Below are 21531 nucleotides of genomic sequence, written 5' to 3' on the forward strand. Positions count from 1 at the left end.
GCGACCGGCCCCTTCCGCACACCAGCTCCGTTCCCTCCCTCCCGCACCGACCCCCGAGGAGCACCGGCATGACCTCCTACATCACCGGCCGCATCGAGCGGATGCCGGCCAGCATCACCACGCTCGACGAGGCGGCGGAGGCCGTGCTCGAGCTGTCCCGGAGCGGCCGCGACGAGCTGGTCGTCACGCCGAACACCGACCACTTCGTGCGCTGGAAGCACTCCGGCGAGTTCCGGCGGTACTACGGCCGGGCGTCCCTCGTGGTGCTCGACGGGGCGCCTCTGGTCTGGCTGGCCCGCTCGTACGGTCACCGCACGGCGAGCCGCGTGACGGGCATCGACCTCTTCACCGAGGTCTGCCGTCGCGCGGCGCTCGAGGGCGCGCCGATCGCTCTCATCGGCGGACGCCCCGGAGTCGGCGATCGCGCAGCCGCCGAGCTGCAGCAGCGCTTCGCCGGGCTCCAGGTTCCGGTCGTCGTCTCGCCGGAGCCGGCCGAGCTCGCGGACGACGCCTACCTCGCCCGCCTCTCCTCGACTCTGCGCACGGCCGACGTCCGCATCGTCGCGCTCTGCCTCGGCTCCCCCAAGCAGGAGGAGGTTCGCGAGCGCCTGCTCGCCGTCGGCGGCACGGGAGCGGTGTGCCTCGGCGTCGGCGCCGCCGTGGACTTCCTCGCCGGCGAGATCCCGCGGGCGCCGCTCGTGGTGCAGCGCCTCGGCCTCGAGTGGGCGCACCGGCTCAGCCGGGAGCCCGGCAGGCTCTGGCGGCGCTATCTGGGCGACGCCGTGCGGGTGCTGCCGAGCGTGGTCGCGGCCCTCCGCTACCGGGTGCGCCGTGCCGTCCGCTGAGCACGCGGGCGGCGTCGCCGGCGAGAGGCCGCTGGTCCTGGTCTGGAAGCGCGCGTGGCTGCAGGACTCCGAGACGTTCGTCCGCAATCAGATGCACGGACTCGCGCGCTGGCGCGCCCTCGGAGTGGGCCTCGAGCGCACCGGCTCGGGCGTCCTCCACGACCGCACGGACATCGTCCTGCACGATCCGATCACCCCTCGCGGGCGGCGGTCCCTCCTCCTGCGGTGGCTCGGAGTGTCACGACGGCTCGACGCGATCGTCGATGAGCACCGGCCCGCCCTCATCCATGCGCACTTCCTCATCGACGCCGTCTTCATCGCGCGGTACGCACGGAGGAGGCGCCTCCCGCTCGTCGTGACGGGGCACGGCTACGACGTGACCAGCTGGCCGCTCGCGACCGGAGCTCCGCGCCTGCTCCGCCCCCTCGCCCGAGCTCACCGCGCCCTCGAGGCCCGCGCCGTCTTCCGCACCGCGCTCGCGGTGATCGGGGTCTCCCGCTTCATCACCGACGGGCTCCTGCGCCTGGGGGCGGACCCGCGGCGCACCGGAGTGGGCTACATCGGCGTCCCGACCTCCCGCCCCGAGGCCGCACCGGCTGCGGAGCGCGCGGGAATCGTCTTCGTCGGACGCCTCACCGACAAGAAGGGCGTTCCGGATCTGCTCGAGGCGGTCGCCGCCCTCCCCGGACCAATCCGCGACGTCCCCCTGACCGTCGTCGGCGACGGCCACCTGCGGGGGGCGCTCGTCGAGCAGGCGGCGCGGCTGGGCCTGCAGGTGACCTTCACCGGCTCCCTGCCCCCCGCCGAGGTCGCCCGCATCCTCGCCGGCGCCGCGGTCTTCTGCGCACCGTCGCGGACCGCGGCGACAGGCGACTCCGAGGGCTTCGGCATGGTCTTCCTCGAGGCCGCGCTCGCAGGCGTCCCTGTCGTCTCGTACCGCCACGGCGGCGTCCCGGAGGCGGTCCAGGACGGCGTCACCGGGCTGCTCGTCCCGGAGGGGGACGTGCCCGGCCTGACCGGGGCGCTCACCGCCCTGCTCCGGGACCCGGACCGCGCGGAGCGGATGGGCGCGGCCGGGCGGGAGCGCGTGCTCGCCTCGTTCGACCTCGCCGAGCGGATCCGCGACCTCGAGGACCTCTACGACCGGGCGGCCGGCCGATCGATGCCGACGACGACGGACGGAGATCGCGGATGAGCCGCGCCGAGCACCGCGCCGACGATCCGCGACCGGGCCTCCGTCCGGCCTCCGCCGGGCGGGAGAGGTGAGCCTGCGCCGGAGCACCGTCGACGCGACCGCCTGGACGGCGGTCTCGTTCGCCGTCGCGCTCGTCGTGCAGCTCGGGCAGTTCGCGCTCCTGGCGAGACTGCTGGACCCCTCCGAGATGGGGATCATCGCGATCGTCGCCCTGCTCAACGCGTTCGTCGACATCTTCCTCGGAATGGGGGTCGCCCAGGCGATCATCCAGCGCCGGCGGGCGACCAGCTTCGAGCTCTCGTCGGTCTTCTGGCTCAACCTCTCCGTCGGGCTCCTGGTCACCGTCGCCGTCCTCCTGGGCGCCGCACCGATCGCCTCCCTGCTCGGGTCCGCCGCCGCGGCGCCTGTCCTCACCGTCGCCTCGCTCGTGTTCGTGGGCAGCGCAGCCGGGCAGGTGCCGAGAGCGGTGCTCGAGAAGGGGATCCGGTTCCGAGCGGTCGCCGTGTCCGAGACGATCGCTCTCGTCGGCGGCTTCGCCGTGACGGTCTGCCTCGCGGTCTCGGGCGCGGGGGCGCTCTCCTATGCGTGGGGGCTCGTCGCGACCGCGGCTCTGCGCTCCGTGCTCGCCCTCGTGCAGGCCCGCCGCTGGTTCCGGCTGCGGTTCCGGTTCCGGATCCGCGAGACCGCCCGCTTCCTCTCCTTCGGCGTCTTCCAGACCCTCGACGGCATCGTCAACTACCTGGGCTCGAACGCCGGCTCGCTCGCGATCGGCCGCCTGCTCGGACCGGCCCAGCTGGGCGGGTACACCCTGGGATACAACCTCGCCGTGAACCTCCCCGCGAGGGTCAACCCGATCGTGACGCGGGTGATGTTCCCGGTGTTCTCCTCGATCCAGCACGACCGTGAGCGCGTCGCGCGGAACCACCTCCGCGTCACCGCGGTGCTCAGCATGGCGAGCATCCCGCCGCTGATGCTGGTGGCGCTGCGCTCCGAGGAGATCGTGCGGCTGTTCTACGGACCCGGCTGGGGCTGGATCGCGGGCATGACGAGCGCACTGACGGTGGTGGGCGCGGTGCGGGCGATCGGCAATCCGGTCGGCTTCATCCTGATGGCGATGGACCGGGTGCGGTTCGGGCTGGTCGTGAACATCGTGAAGACCGCGATCACGGTCCCGATGATCGTCGGCGGGGGAGTGCTGTTCGGACTCGACGGCTTGATCGGCGGGCTGCTGCTCTCGAGCGCTCTCGGCTTCGCCGTCACCTGCGCCGTGCTGCGGGTGGTGCTCGGAGTGCGCCTCGGCGCGTTCCTGCGCGCGTGCGCCGCGGGGCCGCTGCTCGCCGCACCGATGGCGATCGTGCTGCTCCTGCTCCGCCTGCTCCCCGAGGGCGCGCCCCTGCGGCTGCTCCCGGTGGAGCTGGCGCTCGCGGGCCTTGTGCTGGGAGCGACCGCCCTCCTGGCGCCGGGGCGCGACATCGCCGAGGCGCGATCGCTCGTCCTGTCGCGACTGCCCGCCCGGCTCCGGCTCGGCTCCGCCGCCCCGGTCGAGGTCGCCGTGGTGCTGGCCGCCGAGGAGCGCTTCGACGGCAGCGGGGGAGCCGTGGCGACCTGGGTCCGCGAGACGGTGTCCCGCTCCTCGCTCCGGATCGCCGTGCACGCGCCGTGGTCGTCGGCGTCACCGGGCGTGGACGTCAGGCCCCATCGTCTGTACCGGCGGATCTACGCGGTTCAGCGGCGCGCGGCACTCCTCCTGGCGCATCGGCGCGACAGCGACCCGGGCGCCGAGCTGCGCCGGCTGTCCTTCGGCGGGCGCTTCTGGCTGCTGGTGCTCGCTCCGTCGCTGCGCCGTGTCCCGACGGTCTGGATCCACAACCGCCCCCGCTACGCCGTGCGCCTGCGCCGCCTGGGCTACCGGGGGCGGATCGTCGCACACCTGCACAACGACCTGCTCGATCACCTGCCACCCGATCCCGCCGCCGCCCGGCGCTACCTCGACGCGGTCGACGAGTGGATCTTCTGCAGCGAGTTCCTGCGCGCCCGGGCGGTCGACCGGTACGGCCTGATCGCCACAGCCGTCCTGTACAACGGGGTCGTCCCTCCGCCCGAGGTCCCGCCGGCGCCGCTCGGCGGTACTGCGGAGGCGGTCTTCGCCGGGAGGCTGGTGGCCGAGAAGGGAGCCCGCGAGGCCGTCGAGATCGTGAGGCGGATGCGGACCGAGCACGGCGCCGATCTGCGGCTGGTCATCGCCGGCGCATCGGGCCTCGGGGACGACGCGACGCCCACCCCGTACGTCCGAGCGCTCGACGAGGCGGTCGCCACCCTGCCCGGCGCCGTGCGCCGGCTCCCGTTCCTCCGGCACGAGGACCTGCTGGAGCTGTTCGGCTCCTCGGCGCTCCTGCTCTACCCCTGCCGCTGGAACGAGCCGTTCGGGATGGTGGTGGTGGAGGCGCTCTCGCGGGGGATCCCCGTCGTGACGGTCGAGCGCGGAGGCCTCCCCGAGATCCTGCGCACCTCCGACGGAGTGGTCGACGGATCCGTCCTCGTCCCGCCGGGCACGGAGGAGGAGGTCGCGGACGCCGTCCTCGCGGAGCTCCCCGCCCTCATCGCCTCGCTGCGCGATCCCCGGCGGCGCGCGGAGGTCGCTGCGGCGTCGCGGCGTCGGGCGGAGGACTTCGGCTGGCCGGGCATCGCCCGCCGCGCGGACGAGCTGCTGGCCCACCCCCGCGGCTGACGCGCGGGACCGCCGCGCGCACGCGGATCGACGTTCCGCGCCAAGCCCGTCGAGGCTCGTGCCGCGCGATTAGTGTCGGCGCGACATGCCACCTGCATCCCCTCTCCCGCCCGCGTCCGCCGACGCCACCGCCTCTCCCGTGCTGCTCGATCCGCCTCCCGCTCCGGACCGGCGACCGCGGACGACCCTTCCGCCGCGAGAGGTCGGCCCGTCGTCCCGGAATCGGCGCGCCGCTCCTCCGCTCCGCCAGACGGAGGCCGCCACCGGCACCTCCGCGGAACGGCTCTGACATGGGCCGCCACGCCGACGACGCCCTCCTCCGCCGCCGGACCGCCTCTCATCCCTCCGTCATCGCCGCGACCCGCGTCACCGACGCTCCGAAGACCCGCGGGCTGCCGTCGCGCGCGTCGGCGGATCCCGCTCAGCGGCGGCACGAGCGGATCGTCCTCGTCTTCCTCGCGGTGCTCCTGGCGCTGAGCGTCGTGCAGCTCTACACCCTGGGCCCCGTCACCGCTCCGGTCGCCTGGAGCCTGCTCTTCCTCCCGTACTCCGTCGCGCGGCTGCGCGGCGGGCGGATCGACCGGTTCGTGGTCGTGGTCCTCCTCGTGATCGCCGGCACCCTCTTCGCGCTCACCTACTCCGGAGCACGCGCGGCCGCGCTGCGCGACGTGGTCTCCGTCGTCTCCTTCCTCACTCCGTACCTGGCCGTCCGCGGGCTCGGCGACGGCGCCTGGCGTGTCGTCGGCCGCGCCCTCGGCTGGGCGGCGCCCGTGTTCCTCCTCCAGGTGACGCTCACGATCCTCTTCCAGCTCGATCCCGTGCAGGAGACCGCCTACCTCCGGTGGCCGGACGCGGTGCTGTTCTCCGACATCTACGTGCGGGACATCTTCACGACGTCCTTCAACAACGTCCTGCAGGAGAAGTCGGGAGGGTTCTTCCTCAACGGCAACATCGCCTCGATGTACATGGCCACGACCGGCGCGCTGGCCTTCGCCGTCTGGAGACGGCAGCGGGGGAGGCTCCTCCTGCTCGTCGCCGTCGCCGGGCTGGTCGGCGCCCTCTTCACGCTGTCCAAGACCGCGATCGTCCTCGCGATCGTCCTGCCCCTGCTGGTCGCCGCTATCCGCGGACTCAAGGGACGCAGCCTCGGTCCGGTCGCCTGGATGATCACCATCCCCTCCGGGATCACGGCCGTGTACGCCGTCGCCGTGTCCTTTCCGCAGCTGGCGGAGGCGGGCCTGCTCACGCTCGGGGCCCGCGGCGACTTCCTGCGCCTGGCTGCGAGCGCGTTCCCCGACAACTGGCTGCTGGGGCTGGGGTACGGCGGATGGCAGGAGCTGTGGCTGGCGCGCGGGTCGCAGTTCACCCAGCACAGCGAGCCGCGCCCGCCTCACAACCTCCTCGTCACCGCGTGGACCAACGGCGGGCTCCTGATCGCGCTCCCCGTCCTCGCGTTCCTCCTCCTCGCCACCGTCGCCGTCGTGCGCCTGCTCCTCCGGGTCGCCCGGAACGAGGCCGTCGCCGTCGGGGCGCTCGCCGTCGCCGTCCTCTGGACGTTCCTGCACGGGATGGCCGACAACACCACCTGGTTCGGCGATCAGCACTCGCTCGCGACGCTCGCCGTCTCCGTGGCGCTCGTGGGCGTCCTGTCGGCGGAGGTCCCCGCGCCGGGCCGAGTGCCTCACGGAAGCGCTCCGGCGGCCTCGGCCGGCACGGGTCGGGCGCCGCTGCGACGGCCGCCGAGCCCCGGCCTCGGGCGGCGCTGACGCGACCGCCGCGCCGCAGCCGGTCCGGACACGGACCGCGCCGGTATCATCGACCCGTTATGGCACGCATCTACGACTGCTCCGTCGACACGGACCTCCTGACCGGCACCCGTCTCGCGCGGACGGCCATCGGCCGCGGCGAGCTCGTGGTGATCCCCACCGACACCGTCTACGGCGTCGCGGCCAACGCGTTCGACGCCGCCGCGGTCCAGCGCCTGCTCGACGCGAAGGGACGGACGAGGCAGTCACCGCCGCCCGTCCTGATCGGGGACGTGGCCGCCCTCGACGCCCTCGCCGAGAACGTGCCGGAGGCGGTGCGCGACCTCGCGCGCGAGTTCTGGCCCGGCGGGCTCACCATCGTCCTGCACGCCCAGCCCTCCCTGGTCTGGGACCTGGGCGAGACGCGCGGGACCGTGGCGCTGCGCATGCCGGACAACCCGGTGACGATCGAGCTCCTCGCCGAGACCGGCCCGCTGGCGGTCTCCTCCGCCAATCGCACGGGGCAGCCCTCGGCCACGACCGCACAGGAGGCGTTCGACCAGCTCGGCGACTCCGTCGACGTCTATCTCGACGCCGGCGCTGCCGGATCGCGCTACAGCGACCGCCCCGCGGGCGCCAGCGAGTCCTCGACGATCATCGACGCGACAGCGCTGAGCTTCGAGGGCGGCACCCTGCGCATCCTGCGCCAGGGCGTCGTGTCGGCCGAGCGGATCCGCGAGGTCGTCGGAGACCTGCTGCCGGATCCGGACGCGCCTCGTGCCGAGACGTCGGAGCCCGACGCCTCCACGGCCGGCGCGGCGCAGGCCGGGTACCAGCAGGAGCCCGCCGAGACCGCGACCGGCAGCGACCCGTACGCCTTCGAGCGGACCCCGACCGCGCGCCCCGACTGGGCCTCCGGCGCCCGCCTGCAGGACGACGCCGCGCCCGGCGACGCCGCGCCCGGCGACTCCGCGCCCGTCGATTCCGCTGATGCGCCGGACACGGGCTCGTCGAGCACGAACGCGCCGACGCCCGGCACCGGCGCCGCCCGCACCGACTCCGCTCCGGGTGAGTAACCGGTGATCACCTTCGCCCTCGTCTCGCTCGCGGTCGCGCTCGTGACCGGAGCGCTGTCGTGGGTCATCTGGAAGCTGAGCCTGAAGTACCGGCTCTACCCGAAGATCCGCGTCAGGGACATGCACACGCGGCCGACCCCCCGCCTGGGCGGCATCGCGATGTTCCTCGGGATCCTCGTCGGCTTCGGCATCGCCTCCCAGCTGCCCTACTTCCGGCTGGTGTTCGCCAATCCCGAGCCGATCCTCGCGATCCTCGGCGCGAGCCTGCTCATCGTCCTCATCGGCGTCGCCGACGACATCTGGGACCTGGACTGGACCACGAAGCTGGCCGGTCAGCTGATCGCCGCCGGCCTGATCGCCTGGAAGGGCGTGCAGATCGTCTCCCTGCCGATCGGCGGCCTGACCGTCGGCTCGCCGTGGATGTCGCTGATCATCACCGTGCTCGCGATCGTCCTGGTCACCAACGCTCTCAACTTCATCGACGGCCTCGACGGCCTCGTGGCGGGCGTCGCCCTGATCGCCAACGGGGTCTTCTTCCTCTACAGCTACCTGCTGGTGCAGCAGACCTCGCCCACCGACTACTTCAACCTGGCCTCGCTCATCGCGGTCCTGCTCGTCGGCGCCTGCGCCGGATTCCTCCCCATCAACTGGCGTCCGGCGCGGATGTTCATGGGCGACAGCGGCGCACTGCTGATCGGGATGCTGATGGCCACCTCCGCGATCGCGGTCACCGGCCAGATCGACCCGGCCCAGCTCGCGGCGAAGGAGCTCCTGCCCGCGTTCATCCCGATCATCCTGCCGTTCGCGATCCTCGTGGTGCCGCTGATGGACTTCGGCCTCGCTGTGATCAGGCGCCTGCGCGCGGGAAAGTCGCCGTTCAGCGCCGACCGGAAGCACCTGCACCACCGCCTGCTCGACATGGGGCACTCCCACCTGCACGCCGTGCTGATCTTCTACGCGTGGACCGCCGTCGTCGCCGTCAGCTGCCTGCTGATGTTCGTGGTCGACGTGCTGTGGGTCCCGCTCGTCTTCCTCGGAGTCGGTCTGCTGGTCTGCACCGTCGTCACGCTCGCCCCGCTCAGCCGCCGCAAGCGGCTCGAGGCGGCGGCGCAGTCCGCGGAGGCCTCACCCGTCCTCGACCCCCTCGACCGCGCGTCCTCGACGGAGCTGCTCCGTCCGCCGGCCGGACTCCCGATCGACCGGGACACGACAGCGCCGACCACGGCGCGGAAGGAAGCATCATGACCGGAGCCTCCCCGGCCACCCCCCGTCCGCAGCCCGCGTCCGTCCCCGTCCTGCGCCGCGCGCTGGTCGTGGGCGGCCTCTTCGTGCTCGCCCTGGCCGTTCTCGGCACCGTCGTCGGCGGGATCGCCGCCGGGGAAGAGGGCGCGATCGGAGCCCTCCTCGGCGCGATCGTCGGCGGCGTGATGGTGCTCCTCACCGCCGCGAGCATCCTCGTCGCCAACCGCCTCGACATCGGCGGATTCTTCGCCGTCGTCCTCGGCACGTGGCTCGCCAAGTTCGTGCTGTTCGTGATCGCCGCCCTGGTCCTGCGCGATCAGCCGTGGCTGAACAGCACCGCGATGTTCGTCACGATCATCGTCGCCGTCCTGGGGTCCCTGGTGATCGACGTCCTCGTCGTCTCGCGCTCGCGCATGCCGAACGTCAGCGACATCGCTCGATGAGGACGAGCCGAACGGTTCCTGAGAGGACCACGATTCGGCTCTCAGGCCGTTCTGTTGCTACAGTAGGGACGAATCCCGCAGGCGAACGTGTCCTCAGATCGTCTCATCGTTGATGGCGGTCGTCGAGCACGATCGCCGTCCGAGCGGAAAACCCCACCTTTCGTCGTCGCGAGAGCGTTGCGTCCGAATGATTCGATTCGGTCGGCTGCAACGTGCCACGCCCCGAATTCCAGGAGCTAGCGCTGTTTGCTAACGCTGTGACCCTGTTGGTCTCGTCCTCGACCGGTGAGAGTGACTTCCACACCCCGTCGATCTCCGAGTTCTTCCCGCCCGGTTTCCTCTTCGAGGGAACCCCTTTCGAGATCAACCGCGTCATGCTGGTCCGCTTCATCGCGGTCATCGCACTGATGCTGTTCTTCTGGCTCGGGACGCGCAAGCTGCGCCTCGTCCCCGGCCGCTTCCAGAACGTCGTCGAGCTCGCGTTCGACTTCGTCCGCGTCACCATCGCCAAGGACATCCTCGGCGAGAAGGACGCGCGCCGGTTCCTCCCGATCCTCGTGACGATCTTCTTCGCGATCATCTCGATGAACCTGACCGGCATCGTCCCGTTCCTGAACATCGCGGGGACCTCCGTGGTGGGCATGCCGCTCTTCCTCGGCCTGGTCGCCTACGTGACGTTCATCTACGCGGGCATCAAGGACCGGGGGATGGGCTTCTTCAAGAACGCCCTGTTCCCGCCCGGAGCGCCGTTCCTGATCTACTTCATCCTCACGCCGATCGAGCTGCTGCAGACGTTCATCATCCGTCCGCTCTCGCTCGCACTGCGGCTCGTGATGAACATGATCGTCGGCCACCTCCTGCTGGTGCTGTGCTTCTCGGCCACGCAGTTCTTCCTCTTCAGCTCCCAGATCGACCCGGGCTTCAAGCTCTTCGGCGTCGTGACCTTCGCCTTCGGCGGTGCGTTCACGCTCTTCGAGCTCCTCGTCGCCGTGCTGCAGGCCTACATCTTCACCCTCCTCGCTGCGGTCTACATCCAGTTGGCCGTCGCCGAGGAGCACTGACCCCACTACTCACGGGCTCCCGCCCGTTCTCACGATCACCCCACTGAAAGGACCCACTCGTGGACTCAGTCACCGTTCTCGCCGAACTCACCGGCAACATCGCGACGGTCGGTTACGGCCTCGCAGCGATCGGCCCCGGCATCGGTGTCGGCATCGTCGCGGGCAAGACCGTCGAGGCCATGGCGCGCCAGCCCGAGATGGCCGGCCGCCTCCAGACCACGATGTTCCTCGGCATCGCGTTCACCGAGGTGCTCGCGCTCATCGGCCTCGCCACCTACTTCATCTTCGCGGCGTAGTCGTGTTCAGCACCGCTGTGAACATCGCTGCGGAAGAAGGTGACGTCCCCGCGGTCATTCTGATCCCGGAGTTCTACGACTTCTTCTGGTCGGGGGTGATCTTCCTCATCCTGCTGTTCTTCTTCTGGAGGCTGGTCCTGCCGCGCCTGCAGAAGATGCTCGACGTGCGCTCCGCCGCGATCGAGGGGAACATCGCGAAGGCCGACGAGGCCCAGCGACAGGCCGAGGCCGCCCTCGAGAAGTACACCGCTCAGCTGGCCGAGGCCCGCGCCGAGGCCGGAGTGATCCGTGAGAAGGCGAACGCCGACGGCAACGCGATCGTGGCGGCGAAGAAGGAGCAGGCGCAGGTCGAGGCCGAGCGCATCCTCCACAACGCGCACGCCCAGATCGAGGCGGACCGTCAGGCCGCCGTGGTCTCGCTCCGCTCCGAAGTCGGAACCCTCGCCATCGACCTCGCCTCCGGCGTGATCGGCGAGAGCCTCAACGACGACGCGAAGGCGTCCGCGATCGTGGACCGCTTCCTCGCCGACCTCGAGGCCTCGGAGAAGGCGAACAACTGATGGGCAGCGCGTCCAGGCAGGCACTCGCATCGGCGAAGGCGGAGCTCTCCGCCCTCGCCGGTCAGGCGTCCCTCGACACGGCCCAGCAGCTCTTCGAGGCCGCACGGGTCATCGACGGCCAGGCGCAGCTGCGCGCGGCCCTCGCCGACCCGAGCGCCGACTCGAGCAGCAAGCAGGCTCTCGTCGCCCGCGTGTTCGGTCCCTTCGGCGAGCCGGCCAAGCGCCTGCTCACCGTGATCGTCGGCCACCGCTGGTCGAGCCCGAGCGACATGGTCGCCGGGGTCGAGGAGGTCGGGGTCCGCGCGATCGCGTCCTCCGCTCCGGAGGGCGTCAACCTCGAGAAGGAGCTCCACTCCTTCGGCGAGGTCGTCGCCTCCGACGCCCAGCTCGAGCTCGCGCTCGGCAGCAAGCTCGCCGCCGCCGACTCGAAGGTCGCGCTCGTGCAGCGCCTCCTCGAGGGCAAGGCCGCGGCCGAGACGCTGGCGATCCTCCGGCAGCTGATCGCGCACCCGCGCGGTCGCCGCATCCCGGAGCTCGTCCGCTTCGCAGCAAGCGTGGTCGCCGACCAGGGCGGGTTCATCCTCGCCACGGTCTCGGTCGCCGCACCGATCGCCCCCGAGCAGCTCGACCGGCTCCGCTCGGCGCTCACGCGCCAGTACAGCCGACCGGTCTCCGTCAACGTCGTGGTCGATCCCTCCCTCCTGGGCGGGATGCGCCTGCACGTCGGCGACGAGGTCATCGACGGAACCGTCTCCGCACGGCTGTCCGACCTGAAGCTCCAGCTCGCGTCCTGACGGGCGCACGTATCCTCAGAGGGCACTGCCCTCGACCCCCGCACCATCCAGGTCAGGCCCCGACGACCTCTTCGGCTCGCACGGACCCAACGAATAGGAATTCCCATGGCAGATATCACCATCAGCCCGGATGAGATCCGCGACGCGCTGAAGGACTTCGTCTCGTCGTACGAGCCGGGCAAGGCCTCCACCACCGAGGTCGGCTACGTCATCGACGCCGCCGACGGCATCGCCCACGTCGAGGGCCTCCCCGGCGTCATGGCCAACGAGCTCATCCGCTTCTCCAACGGCGTCCTGGGCCTGGCCCAGAACCTCGACGAGAACGAGATCGGCGTCGTCGTCCTCGGCGAGTTCTCCGGCATCGAGGAGGGCATGGAGGTCACCCGCACCGGCGAGGTCCTCTCGGTCCCCGTCGGCGACGGCTACCTCGGGCGCGTCGTCGACCCGCTCGGCAACCCGATCGACGGACTCGGCGAGATCGCCTCCGAGGGCCGCCGCGCCCTCGAGCTCCAGGCTCCCGGCGTCATGTCGCGCAAGTCGGTCCACGAGCCGCTGCAGACCGGCATCAAGGCCATCGACGCGATGATCCCGGTCGGCCGCGGCCAGCGCCAGCTCATCATCGGCGACCGCCAGACCGGCAAGACGGCCATCGCGATCGACACGATCATCAACCAGAAGGCCAACTGGGAGTCGGGCGACACGAACAAGCAGGTCCGCTGCATCTACGTCGCGATCGGCCAGAAGGGCTCGACCATCGCCTCGGTGAAGGGCGCGCTCGAGGACGCCGGAGCGATGGAGTACACGACCATCGTCGCGTCCCCGGCCTCCGACCCCGCCGGCTTCAAGTACCTCGCCCCCTACACCGGCTCGGCCATCGGCCAGCACTGGATGTACGGCGGCAAGCACGTCCTGATCATCTTCGACGACCTGTCGAAGCAGGCCGAGGCCTACCGCGCCGTGTCGCTCCTCCTGCGCCGCCCGCCGGGACGCGAGGCGTACCCGGGTGACGTCTTCTACCTGCACTCCCGTCTGCTGGAGCGCTGCGCGAAGCTGTCCGACGAGCTCGGCGCCGGCTCGATGACCGGTCTCCCGATCATCGAGACCAAGGCCAACGACGTCTCGGCCTACATCCCGACCAACGTGATCTCGATCACCGACGGCCAGATCTTCCTCCAGTCCGACCTCTTCAACGCCAACCAGCGTCCCGCGGTCGACGTGGGCATCTCGGTCTCGCGGGTCGGCGGCGACGCGCAGGTCAAGTCGATCAAGAAGGTCTCCGGCACGCTGAAGCTCGAGCTGGCGCAGTACCGCTCGCTCGAGGCCTTCGCGATGTTCGCCTCCGACCTCGACGCCGCCTCGCGCCGTCAGCTCGCCCGCGGCGCCCGCCTGACCGAGCTGCTCAAGCAGCCGCAGTACTCGCCGTACCCCGTCGAGGAGCAGGTCGTCTCGATCTGGGCCGGAACGAACGGCAAGCTCGACGAGGTCCCGGTCCCCGACGTGCTGCGCTTCGAGCGCGAGCTCCTGGACTACCTGGGCCGCAACACCCAGGTGCTGAACACCCTCCGCGACACCAACGTGCTCTCCGACGACACCGTCGCCGAGCTCAACCGTGCCGTCGACGGCTTCAAGCTGGAGTTCCAGACCGGTGAGGGCAAGCCGCTCGCCTCGGTCGGGCGCGAGGAGCACCAGGCCATCGCGTCCGACGAGGTCGGCCAGGAGAAGATCGTCAAGGGCCGTCGCTGACCAGCGGCACCCCGTCGATTCGCCACTTTTAGGACAACAGGAGACACATGGGAGCGCAACTCCGGGTCTACCGGTCGAAGATCCGCTCGGCCCAGACGACCAAGAAGATCACTCGGGCCATGGAGCTGATCTCGGCCTCGCGCATCCAGAAGGCGCAGAACCGCGTCGCTGCCGCGGCGCCGTACTCGAACGCGATCACGCGCGCCGTGTCCGCTGTCGCGACCTACTCGAACGTGGAGCACCCGCTCACGACCGAGCGCGAGAAGCTGGACACGGCCGCGATCGTGATCTTCACCTCCGACCGCGGCCTCGCCGGCGCGTTCTCCTCGAGCGTGCTCAAGGAGGCCGAGGAGCTGGCCGCGCTGCTGCGCAGCGAGGGCAAGGAGGTCGTCTTCTACCTGGTCGGCCGCAAGGCGAACGCGTACTTCTCGTTCCGGAAGCGGGCCAGCGTCCGCGTCTGGACGGGCGGCACCGACCAGCCCGTGTTCGAGACGGCGAAGGAGATCGCGGACGCGGTCGTCGAGTCGTACAACCTCGATGACGAGGAGGGCGGCGTGGACGAGATCCACCTCGTCTACAACCGCTTCGTCAGCATGGTCACCCAGCAGCCGACCGTCGTCCGGCTGCTGCCGCTCGAGGTCGTCGAGGGCGCCGAGGAGCAGAACAGCGAGCTGTACCCGCTCTACGAGTTCGAGCCCGACCCCGAGACGGTCCTCGACCGCCTCCTGCCCGTGTACGTCGAGAGCCGCATCTTCAACGCGATGCTGCAGTCGGCGGCCTCGGAGCACGCGGCACGCCAGAAGGCCATGAAGTCGGCGAGCGACAACGCGGACACGCTGATCAAGACCTACACGCGTCTCGCCAACAACGCCCGCCAGACCGAGATCACGCAGCAGATCGCCGAGATCGTCGGCGGCGCCGACGCCCTGTCCTCCTCCAAGTAAGAGGGCTCCGCTCCACACAGTTTCGACTCCGCCCTCCGGGAGCGGTGAGACCACAGAAGGAAGTAGCAATGACACTGACCGCACCTGAGGCGGCGACCGGGACGTCGGGCGGGGCCATCGGCCGCATCGCCCGCGTCACCGGCCCCGTCGTTGACATCGAGTTCCCCCACGACGCGATCCCCGAGGTCTACAACGCGCTCTACACGCACGTCGAGGTCGAGGGCGTCTCGAGCAAGCTGACCTTCGAGGTCGCGCAGCACCTGGGCGACGACCTCGTCCGGGCCATCTCCCTGAACCCCACCGACGGACTCGTCCGCGGCCAGGAGGTCCACGACACCGGCCTGCCGATCTCGGTCCCGGTCGGCGACGTGACCAAGGGCAAGGTCTTCAACGTGATCGGCGAGGTGCTCAACGCCGACGCCGACGGGAAGATCAACGGCGAGTCGTTCGAGATCACCGAGCGCTGGCCCATCCACCGCAAGCCCCCGCAGTTCGATCAGCTCGAGTCCAAGACCGAGCTGTTCGAGACCGGCATCAAGGTCATCGACCTGCTCACTCCGTACGTGCAGGGCGGCAAGATCGGCCTGTTCGGCGGCGCGGGCGTCGGCAAGACCGTCCTCATCCAGGAGATGATCCAGCGCGTCGCGCAGGACCACGGTGGAGTGTCCGTGTTCGCCGGCGTCGGCGAGCGCACCCGTGAGGGCAACGACCTCATCGCCGAGATGGAGGAGGCGGGCGTCTTCGACAAGACCGCGCTCGTCTTCGGCCAGATGGACGAGCCGCCGGGAACGCGTCTGCGCGTCGCCCTGTCGGCACTGACCATGGCGGAGTACTTCCGCGATGTGCAGAAGCAGGACGTGCTGCTCTTCATCGACAACATCTTCCGCTTCACGCAGGCCGGCTCGGAGGTGTCGACCCTCCTGGGCCGCATGCCCTCCGCGGTGGGCTACCAGCCGAACCTCGCCGACGAGATGGGTGTGCTCCAGGAGCGCATCACCTCGACGCGCGGACACTCGATCACCTCGCTGCAGGCGATCTACGTCCCCGCCGACGACTACACCGACCCGGCGCCGGCGACCACCTTCGCCCACCTCGACGCGACCACCGAGCTCTCCCGTGAGATCGCGTCGAAGGGCCTCTACCCGGCCGTCGACCCGCTCACGTCCACCTCGCGCATCCTCGACCCCCGCTACCTGGGCGCCGACCACTACCGCGTGGCGACGAACGTGAAGCAGATCCTGCAGAAGAACAAGGAGCTGCAGGAGATCATCGCGATCCTCGGTGTCGACGAGCTGTCGGAGGAGGACAAGATCACGGTGTCGCGTGCGCGCCGCATCCAGCAGTTCCTCTCGCAGAACACCTACATGGCGAAGAAGTTCACCGGTGTCGAGGGATCGACCGTCCCGCTGAAGGACACGATCGAGTCGTTCGACGCGATCACCAAGGGCGAGTTCGACCACGTGGCCGAGCAGGCGTTCTTCAACGTCGGCTCGATCTCGGACGTCGAGGAGAAGTGGACCCAGATCCAGAAGGAGAACGGCTGATCATGGCCGGGACCCTGAAGGTCAGCGTCGTGTCCGCGAACGCCGAGGTGTGGTCCGGAGAGGCGAAGCAGCTCACGGCTCGCACGGTCGAGGGCGAGATCGGCATCCTCGCCGGCCACGAGCCGATGCTCGCGATCCTCGCCACCGGCGAGGTGCGCGTCACGGCCCTGGACGGCACGCGTCTCACCGCGCAGGCCGACGACGGCTTCCTGTCCGTCGAGAACGACGTGGTGACCGTGGTCGCCCGTCAGGCATCGCTGGTCTAGTACACCGCCGCTCACCGCGGCACGGAGGGGCCGGACGATCATCGCGATCGTCCGGCCCCTTCGTCGTGCCGCCCGTCCCTCTTCTCCGAAGGAGTCCTGTGCACGTCCTGCTGCCACCGTCCGAGACGAAGCGCGACGGCGGCGACGAGCCGTTCGTGCTCGAGTCGCTCGCCTTCCCCGAGCTCCACGCGAAGCGGCGCGAGTTGGCGGAGGCGCTGATCGCGCTGGCCGGGGACCGCGAGCTCTCTGCCTGGGCGCTGAAGCTCGGTCCGCGTCAGCTCGGCGAGATCGATCGCAACGCGGGGCTCGCGACCGCGGCAGGCCTCCCCGCGGTCGACCGCTTCGACGGGGTGCTCTTCGATGCGCTCGACGCGCGCAGCCTCGATTCCGGTGCACGGGCGGTGCTCGGTCGGACGGCGATCGTGCAGTCCGCGCTCTGGGGGCCGATCCGCGCCCTCGACCTGATCCCTGCCTACCGTCTGTCCCACGACTCCCCTGTGCCGGGGAGGCCGCTCAAGCGCTGGTGGGCGGCGGAGGCCGGGCGGGTGCTGAGCGCGCTCGACGGGCTCGTCCTCGATCTGCGGAGCGAGGCGTACGCGGCCCTCGGACCGGTTCCTGCGGGCGAGGGGCGGTTCTTCGTCCGCGTCCGCTCGCGCGGGGCCGACGGCGTCCTCCGGTCGCTGAACCACTTCAACAAGCAGGGCAAGGGACGCTTCGTCAGGGCGCTGGCGGACGACCGGGTGGCGACGGAGTCGCTCGGCGAGCTCTCGGCGTGGGCGGCCGGGCGCGGGTTCCTGCTCGCCGAGAACCGGCACACGGGAGAGCTCGACCTCGTCGTGCCGGAGTCGTAGGCGTCAGCGTCGGCGCCAGCAGCCGGTGAGGTGGTCGTCGACGACTCCGGCCGTCTGCATCAGCGCGTACGCGGTGGTCGGTCCGACGAAGCGGAGCCCAGCGGCCTTCAGCGCTCGCGCGAGCGCCGTCGACCCGGGCGTCGTCGCAGGGACGTCGGCGGCTCGGACCACCCGGTCCTCGACGTCCGGATCGTGGAAGGACCACACGAGCTCGTCGAGCGCGCCCTCGCCTCTCTGCTCCAGGAGCGCGAGCACGGCCCGGGCGTTGTCCCGGGTGGCGATGATCTTCGCGCGGTTCCGGATGATGCCGCTGTCCTCCATCAGCCGCTCGACATCGGTGTCGTCGTACCGGGCGACGCGGGCCGGATCGAAGCCGTCGAAGGCCTCGCGGAACCTCGGCCGCTTGCGGAGGATCGTGATCCAGGAGAGGCCGGACTGGAACGCCTCGAGGGAGATCTTCTCGAACAGCAGGCGATCTCCGTGCAGCGGGGTGCCCCATTCCTCGTCGTGGTAGCGGCGGTACTCCGGATCCGCGCCGCTCCAGGCGCAGCGGACCAGGCCGTCCTCTCCCTCGACGAGTCCGTCGGCCGTGCTCATCGGTGGGGGATCCCCTCGTGATCGAGAAGCCAGGCTTTCGTGGCGACGCCCTCGCCCGCGCTGAAGCCGGTGATCCGTCCGTCGCTCGCGAGGACGCGGTGGCAGCCCACGATGATCGGCACCGGGTTCGCACCTACCGCTCCGCCGATCGGCCGGCCCGCCCGGGGGCGACCGGCGGCCGTGCCCAGTGCGCCGTAGGAGGTGATCTCCCCGAAGCCCAGAGCCTGGAGCCGCTGCCAGATCTCGAGCTGGAAGGGCGTGCCGCGCAGAGCGACCGGCAGATCGAAAGAGCGGCGGGTCCCGTCGAAGTACTCGTCCAGTTGCTCGACGGCCCGCAGGAGCACCGGGAGGTCCGACTCCGGGAGGTGCTCGTGCGGGAGCAGACCGGCCTGCTCGATGGCGAGCGAGACGATCGCATCGCCGTCGCTGCCCACCTCGATGCGGCCGAGGGGGCTCGTCGTCCGTCGGACGTGAAGGGGAGTCGTTCTCATGCGTCGAGAGTATCCGCGGGACTCCCCACCGACCGGCGGGAATCGGACACCGGTGCAGAACTCGGCCGATCGGTCCCTGTGGAGGGATTCCTGGCCGGAGGGCGCCATCCGAGCGCCGGCGATTCGGTGTCGATGGGACCTCTCCCTCCACAGGCGGCGATCTCGAGATCCTTCCGATGATCCCGAGGGCCGTCGCTCCCGGCGGGTGCGAGGGTCGGCAGGATCGCAGCATGACCTCCTCAGCGATCTTCCTCCACCCCGCTCCCGCCTCGCGTGTCCCGGCCTCACCCGACGACGCCGCCCTGTTCCATGCCGCTCACGGATCCCGGCGGGGTGCGGCGGAGGCGAGCCTCGTGCTCGTCCCGTTCCGGGCCGGCGCGCCGAGCGGCTCGCTCCGCTTCGAGCTGTCGGGTGCGGATCCGTCCCTGATCGCGCGGGCCTGCCTCGGTGCGCTCGGCCGGTTCGGGCGGGTGCGGCGAGCACTCGCGCTGGTGCATCCCGGCGAGGCGGGTCCGGAGTCGTGCGAGGGACTCGTCGCCGCCCTCGAGGAGCGTGCGCGCCGGCTCCCCGGCCTCGCCCTCCGCGTCGCCGTGCTCCCGTCCTCCGGCGGCGACGACGGGCTCGAGGCCGGCGACCGGGACGACCCGCGAGCGGTGGCCGCCGCGGTCGACCGTCTCCTCGACCGCCACCCGCGGGCCGAACTGCCCGACGTGCTGTTGCGCGGTGTCGACGACCTCGTCCGGCGAGCTCTCGCCGGTCCCGATCCCGAGGTCCGGCCGGCGGGCCTGGCTGCGCTCGTCGTGGCCGTGCAGCGCAGCCGCGGTGCGGACCGCGTGTTGCGGTCGGCGCGGAGCGGTGACCCCGGCGCGGCGGGAGCGCTCGCCCCGCTGCTCCGCCGTGCCGCCGTCGTCGCACCCCCGAGTGAGCGAGCCGGAGTGCTCGTCCTCCTCGCCCGGATCCTGGCCGGTGAGGGCCGTGCCGACGAGGCCGGACGGCTCGCCGACGAGGCTGTCGCTCTCGATCCGCACCACGCAGGTGCGCGCCGAGTCGCGGCCGCACTCGCCGCCGATCGTCGGGAGCGCGCCGCGTGAGGGCGCTAGAGCCGCGACCAGGCCTCGGTGAGCACGCTCCGGAGGATCTGCTCGATCTCGTCGAACTCGCGCGGACCGATGGTGAGCGGCGGCGCGAGCTGCACGACGGGATCGCCGCGGTCGTCCGCCCGGCAGTACAGCCCCGCGTCGAAGAGCCCCTTCGAGAGGAATCCGCGCAGCAGCCGCTCCGACTCGTCCTCGTCGAACGTCTCCTTCGTCGCCTTGTCCTTCACCAGCTCGATGCCGAAGAAGTAGCCGTCGCCCCGGACGTCGCCGACGATCGGCAGGTCGAGCAGCTTCTCGAGCGTGGACCGGAAGACGGGCGAGTTCTCTCGCACGCGCTCGTTCAGGCCCTCCTCCTCGAAGATGTCGAGGTTCTCGAGCGCGACCGCGGCCGAGACGGGGTGGCCGCCGAAGGTGTAGCCGTGCGGGAAGACGACCTGACCGTGGCGGAAGGGCTCGTAGATCCGATCGCTGACGATCGTCGCTCCGATGGGGGAGTAGCCGCTGGTCATCCCCTTCGCGCAGGTGATCATGTCCGGCACGTAGCCGTACTCGTCGCAGGCGAACATGTGCCCGATACGGCCGAACGCGCAGATCACCTCATCGGACACCAGCAGCACGTCGTGCTTGTCGCAGATCTCGCGGACCCTCTGGAAGTACCCGGGAGGGGGCGGGAAGCAGCCGCCCGAGTTCTGCACGGGTTCCAGGAACACGGCGGCCACCGTGTCCGGCCCCTCGAACTCGATCATCTCCTCGATGCGGTTCGCCGCCCACAGGCCGAACGCCTCCAGGTCGTCGCCGTGCTCGGGAGCCCGGTAGAAGTTGGTGTTGGGGACACGGAAGCCGCCCGGCACGAGCGGTTCGAACATCGACTTCATCCCGGGGATGCCCGTGATCGCGAGCGCTCCCTGGGGAGTGCCGTGATACGCGACCGAGCGCGAGACGACCTTGTGCTTGCCCGGCTTGCCCTGCAGCTTCCAGTAGTGCTTGGCGAGCTTGAACGCCGTCTCCACGGCCTCGCCGCCGCCGGTCGAGAAGAAGACCCGGTTGAGGTCGCCCGGCGCGTGGTCGGCGAGCCGGTCGGCCAGCTCGATCGCCGAGGGGGTCGCGTAGGACCAGAGCGGGAAGAAGGAGAGCTCGGACGCCTGCTTCGCCGCGGCCTCCGCCAGTCGGCGCCGCCCGTGTCCCGCATTGACGACGAACAGGCCGGACAGGCCGTCGAAGTACTTGCGCCCGGTGCTGTCCCAGATGTGGTGTCCCTCGCCGCGCGTGATGATCGGCACGCCCGCGCCGGAGTCCATAGTCGACTGACGGGTGAAGTGCATCCAGAGGTGGTCCTTCGCCTTCTTCTGCAGGGAGGCGTCGTCGATCCCCCCAGGCGCGTCGGTCCCGCGGACGGGATCGCCCGACTCGAGGCCGGAGGTCGAGAAGGCTGTCTCGGTGGTCATCTTTTACCGCGTTCCCCAGTTGTAGAACTGCTTGTGGAGCTTCAGATAGACGAAGGTCTCGGTCGAGAGCACGCCGGGAAGCGACCGGATCTCCTGGTTGAGCAGGGCGATCAGATCGTCGTCGTTCTCGCACACGACCTCGGCGAGGATGTCGAAGGAGCCGGCCGTCAGCACGACGTAGTCGACGGCGGGGATGGAGGCGAGCCGGTCCGCGACGTCGCGGGTGTCGCCGGTGACGCGCACACCGATCATCGCCTGGCGGTAGAAGCCGAGCTGCATCGGATCCGTCACCGCGACGATCTGCATGACGCCCGACTCGGTGAGCTTCTGCACCCGCTGCCGGACGGCCGCCTCGCTCAGGCCCACGGCCTTGCCGATCTCGGCGTACGAGCGCCGACCGTCGGCCTGCAGCTGCTCGATGATCGCCTTCGACACCTCGTCGAGCTGGACAGGACGCTGAGAGGGCGGGCGAGACGGGGCCATGCGGCGATTCTGGCAGTCCACGAGTGCCCGGGCAAGTGGATCCGCACGTCGGAGCTCGATCCGGCATCGGATCCGGTGGTCTGAG

20 protein-coding genes and 1 pseudogene are annotated in these 21531 nt (G+C 70.7%); 17 read left to right on the top strand and 4 right to left on the bottom strand.

The genetic code is table 11. The features are described 5' to 3' along the window. Nucleotides 1–68: 68 nt before the first annotated feature. The 16 genes and pseudogenes from C5C46_RS02800 to C5C46_RS02875 all read left to right on the top strand — a co-directional run bounded on the left by C5C46_RS02800 (nucleotide 69) and on the right by C5C46_RS02875 (nucleotide 17333). Nucleotides 69–845, top strand: coding sequence for a WecB/TagA/CpsF family glycosyltransferase (locus C5C46_RS02800; RefSeq protein ID WP_104225572.1), 777 nt, complete (start codon nucleotides 69–71; stop codon nucleotides 843–845). Further along, on the top strand, nucleotides 832–2040 hold the full coding sequence (locus C5C46_RS02805; protein ID WP_104225573.1) for a glycosyltransferase: 1209 nt from the start codon (nucleotides 832–834) through the stop codon (nucleotides 2038–2040). The genes C5C46_RS02800 and C5C46_RS02805 overlap by 14 nt, the downstream gene beginning before the upstream one ends. 67 nt (nucleotides 2041–2107) lie before the next feature. Beyond that, entirely contained in the window at nucleotides 2108–4768 is a 2661-nt protein-coding gene (locus tag C5C46_RS02810; protein WP_104225574.1) for an MOP flippase family protein, read from the top strand. 290 nt (nucleotides 4769–5058) lie between these two features. After that, on the top strand, nucleotides 5059–6534 hold the full coding sequence (locus C5C46_RS02815) for an O-antigen ligase (protein ID WP_104225575.1): 1476 nt from the start codon (nucleotides 5059–5061) through the stop codon (nucleotides 6532–6534). Nucleotides 6535–6593: 59 nt separating this feature from the next. Further along, a pseudogene (locus C5C46_RS02820) lies at nucleotides 6594–7274 on the top strand (L-threonylcarbamoyladenylate synthase); the annotation flags it as partial. 318 nt (nucleotides 7275–7592) lie between these two features. After that, nucleotides 7593–8834, top strand: a complete 1242-nt coding sequence (locus tag C5C46_RS02825; protein WP_181065442.1) for an MraY family glycosyltransferase — start codon at nucleotides 7593–7595, stop codon at nucleotides 8832–8834. Beyond that, nucleotides 8831–9274 (top strand): hypothetical protein, encoded by a 444-nt coding sequence (locus C5C46_RS02830; RefSeq protein ID WP_104225577.1) that lies wholly within the window; start codon nucleotides 8831–8833, stop codon nucleotides 9272–9274. The genes C5C46_RS02825 and C5C46_RS02830 overlap by 4 nt, the downstream gene beginning before the upstream one ends. Before the next feature lie 257 nt (nucleotides 9275–9531). Then, nucleotides 9532–10335: a F0F1 ATP synthase subunit A gene (atpB, locus tag C5C46_RS02835; RefSeq protein ID WP_068254016.1), complete on the top strand. Its 804-nt coding sequence runs from the start codon at nucleotides 9532–9534 to the stop codon at nucleotides 10333–10335. A gap of 59 nt (nucleotides 10336–10394) precedes the next feature. Continuing rightward, nucleotides 10395–10631, top strand: coding sequence for an ATP synthase F0 subunit C (locus C5C46_RS02840; RefSeq protein WP_055794702.1), 237 nt, complete (start codon nucleotides 10395–10397; stop codon nucleotides 10629–10631). A 2-nt stretch (nucleotides 10632–10633) separates the two neighbouring features. Beyond that, nucleotides 10634–11191 (top strand): F0F1 ATP synthase subunit B, encoded by a 558-nt coding sequence (locus C5C46_RS02845; RefSeq protein ID WP_258059276.1) that lies wholly within the window; start codon nucleotides 10634–10636, stop codon nucleotides 11189–11191. After that, nucleotides 11191–11985, top strand: a complete 795-nt coding sequence (locus C5C46_RS02850) for a F0F1 ATP synthase subunit delta (RefSeq protein WP_104225578.1) — start codon at nucleotides 11191–11193, stop codon at nucleotides 11983–11985. The genes C5C46_RS02845 and C5C46_RS02850 overlap by 1 nt, the downstream gene beginning before the upstream one ends. Nucleotides 11986–12090: 105 nt before the next feature. Continuing rightward, nucleotides 12091–13728, top strand: coding sequence for a F0F1 ATP synthase subunit alpha (atpA, locus tag C5C46_RS02855; protein ID WP_104225579.1), 1638 nt, complete (start codon nucleotides 12091–12093; stop codon nucleotides 13726–13728). A gap of 47 nt (nucleotides 13729–13775) precedes the next feature. Continuing rightward, the gene (locus C5C46_RS02860) at nucleotides 13776–14672 is read left to right on the top strand and encodes a F0F1 ATP synthase subunit gamma (protein WP_104223024.1); all 897 of its coding nucleotides are present in this window, start codon (nucleotides 13776–13778) and stop codon (nucleotides 14670–14672) included. Nucleotides 14673–14740: 68 nt separating this feature from the next. After that, nucleotides 14741–16216 carry a F0F1 ATP synthase subunit beta gene (atpD, locus tag C5C46_RS02865; RefSeq protein ID WP_104223025.1) on the top strand — a complete coding sequence of 492 codons (1476 nt, stop codon included), beginning with the start codon at nucleotides 14741–14743 and terminating at the stop codon, nucleotides 16214–16216. 2 nt (nucleotides 16217–16218) lie between these two features. Then, nucleotides 16219–16482 carry a F0F1 ATP synthase subunit epsilon gene (locus tag C5C46_RS02870; RefSeq protein WP_104223026.1) on the top strand — a complete coding sequence of 88 codons (264 nt, stop codon included), beginning with the start codon at nucleotides 16219–16221 and terminating at the stop codon, nucleotides 16480–16482. A 98-nt stretch (nucleotides 16483–16580) separates the two neighbouring features. After that, a complete protein-coding gene (locus tag C5C46_RS02875; RefSeq protein ID WP_104225580.1) occupies nucleotides 16581–17333 on the top strand; it encodes a YaaA family protein in 753 nt (250 codons plus the stop codon). A 3-nt stretch (nucleotides 17334–17336) separates the two neighbouring features. On the opposite strand, the gene C5C46_RS02880 is transcribed toward C5C46_RS02875, so the two are convergent. Then, a complete protein-coding gene (locus C5C46_RS02880; protein WP_104225581.1) occupies nucleotides 17337–17930 on the bottom strand; it encodes a DNA-3-methyladenine glycosylase I in 594 nt (197 codons plus the stop codon). Next, the gene (locus C5C46_RS02885; RefSeq protein ID WP_104223029.1) at nucleotides 17927–18421 is read right to left on the bottom strand and encodes a methylated-DNA--[protein]-cysteine S-methyltransferase; all 495 of its coding nucleotides are present in this window, start codon (nucleotides 18419–18421) and stop codon (nucleotides 17927–17929) included. The genes C5C46_RS02880 and C5C46_RS02885 overlap by 4 nt, the downstream gene beginning before the upstream one ends. A 230-nt stretch (nucleotides 18422–18651) precedes the next feature. On the opposite strand from C5C46_RS02885, the gene C5C46_RS16530 reads away from it, so the two are divergent. Beyond that, on the top strand, nucleotides 18652–19512 hold the full coding sequence (locus C5C46_RS16530) for a hypothetical protein (protein ID WP_104246582.1): 861 nt from the start codon (nucleotides 18652–18654) through the stop codon (nucleotides 19510–19512). A gap of 5 nt (nucleotides 19513–19517) precedes the next feature. Here the strand turns inward: C5C46_RS16530 and C5C46_RS02895 are convergent, their stop codons facing one another. Beyond that, the gene (locus tag C5C46_RS02895) at nucleotides 19518–20963 is read right to left on the bottom strand and encodes an aspartate aminotransferase family protein (RefSeq protein ID WP_104223031.1); all 1446 of its coding nucleotides are present in this window, start codon (nucleotides 20961–20963) and stop codon (nucleotides 19518–19520) included. Between the two features lie 3 nt (nucleotides 20964–20966). Continuing rightward, nucleotides 20967–21446: an Lrp/AsnC family transcriptional regulator gene (locus C5C46_RS02900; RefSeq protein ID WP_104223032.1), complete on the bottom strand. Its 480-nt coding sequence runs from the start codon at nucleotides 21444–21446 to the stop codon at nucleotides 20967–20969. Between the last annotated feature and the right edge of the window lie 85 nt (nucleotides 21447–21531).

The organism is Rathayibacter sp. AY1E6 (assembly GCF_002931115.1).
GTDB lineage: Bacteria > Actinomycetota > Actinomycetes > Actinomycetales > Microbacteriaceae > Rathayibacter.

Bases quoted from the DNA above. Each gene is read 5' to 3' on its own strand.
- atpD (WP_104223025.1), top strand. From the start codon at position 14,741: ATGACACTGACCGCACCTGAGGCGGCGACCGGGACGTCGGGCGGGGCC.
- C5C46_RS02815 (WP_104225575.1), top strand. From the start codon at position 5,059: ATGGGCCGCCACGCCGACGACGCCCTCCTCCGCCGCCGGACCGCCTCT.
- C5C46_RS02830 (WP_104225577.1), top strand. From the start codon at position 8,831: ATGACCGGAGCCTCCCCGGCCACCCCCCGTCCGCAGCCCGCGTCCGTC.
- C5C46_RS02860 (WP_104223024.1), top strand. From the start codon at position 13,776: ATGGGAGCGCAACTCCGGGTCTACCGGTCGAAGATCCGCTCGGCCCAG.
- C5C46_RS02885 (WP_104223029.1), bottom strand. From the start codon at position 18,421: ATGAGAACGACTCCCCTTCACGTCCGACGGACGACGAGCCCCCTCGGC.
- C5C46_RS02900 (WP_104223032.1), bottom strand. From the start codon at position 21,446: ATGGCCCCGTCTCGCCCGCCCTCTCAGCGTCCTGTCCAGCTCGACGAG.
- C5C46_RS02895 (WP_104223031.1), bottom strand. From the start codon at position 20,963: ATGACCACCGAGACAGCCTTCTCGACCTCCGGCCTCGAGTCGGGCGAT.
- C5C46_RS02880 (WP_104225581.1), bottom strand. From the start codon at position 17,930: ATGAGCACGGCCGACGGACTCGTCGAGGGAGAGGACGGCCTGGTCCGC.
- C5C46_RS02800 (WP_104225572.1), top strand. From the start codon at position 69: ATGACCTCCTACATCACCGGCCGCATCGAGCGGATGCCGGCCAGCATC.
- C5C46_RS02870 (WP_104223026.1), top strand. From the start codon at position 16,219: ATGGCCGGGACCCTGAAGGTCAGCGTCGTGTCCGCGAACGCCGAGGTG.
- C5C46_RS16530 (WP_104246582.1), top strand. From the start codon at position 18,652: ATGACCTCCTCAGCGATCTTCCTCCACCCCGCTCCCGCCTCGCGTGTC.
- C5C46_RS02850 (WP_104225578.1), top strand. From the start codon at position 11,191: ATGGGCAGCGCGTCCAGGCAGGCACTCGCATCGGCGAAGGCGGAGCTC.
- atpA (WP_104225579.1), top strand. From the start codon at position 12,091: ATGGCAGATATCACCATCAGCCCGGATGAGATCCGCGACGCGCTGAAG.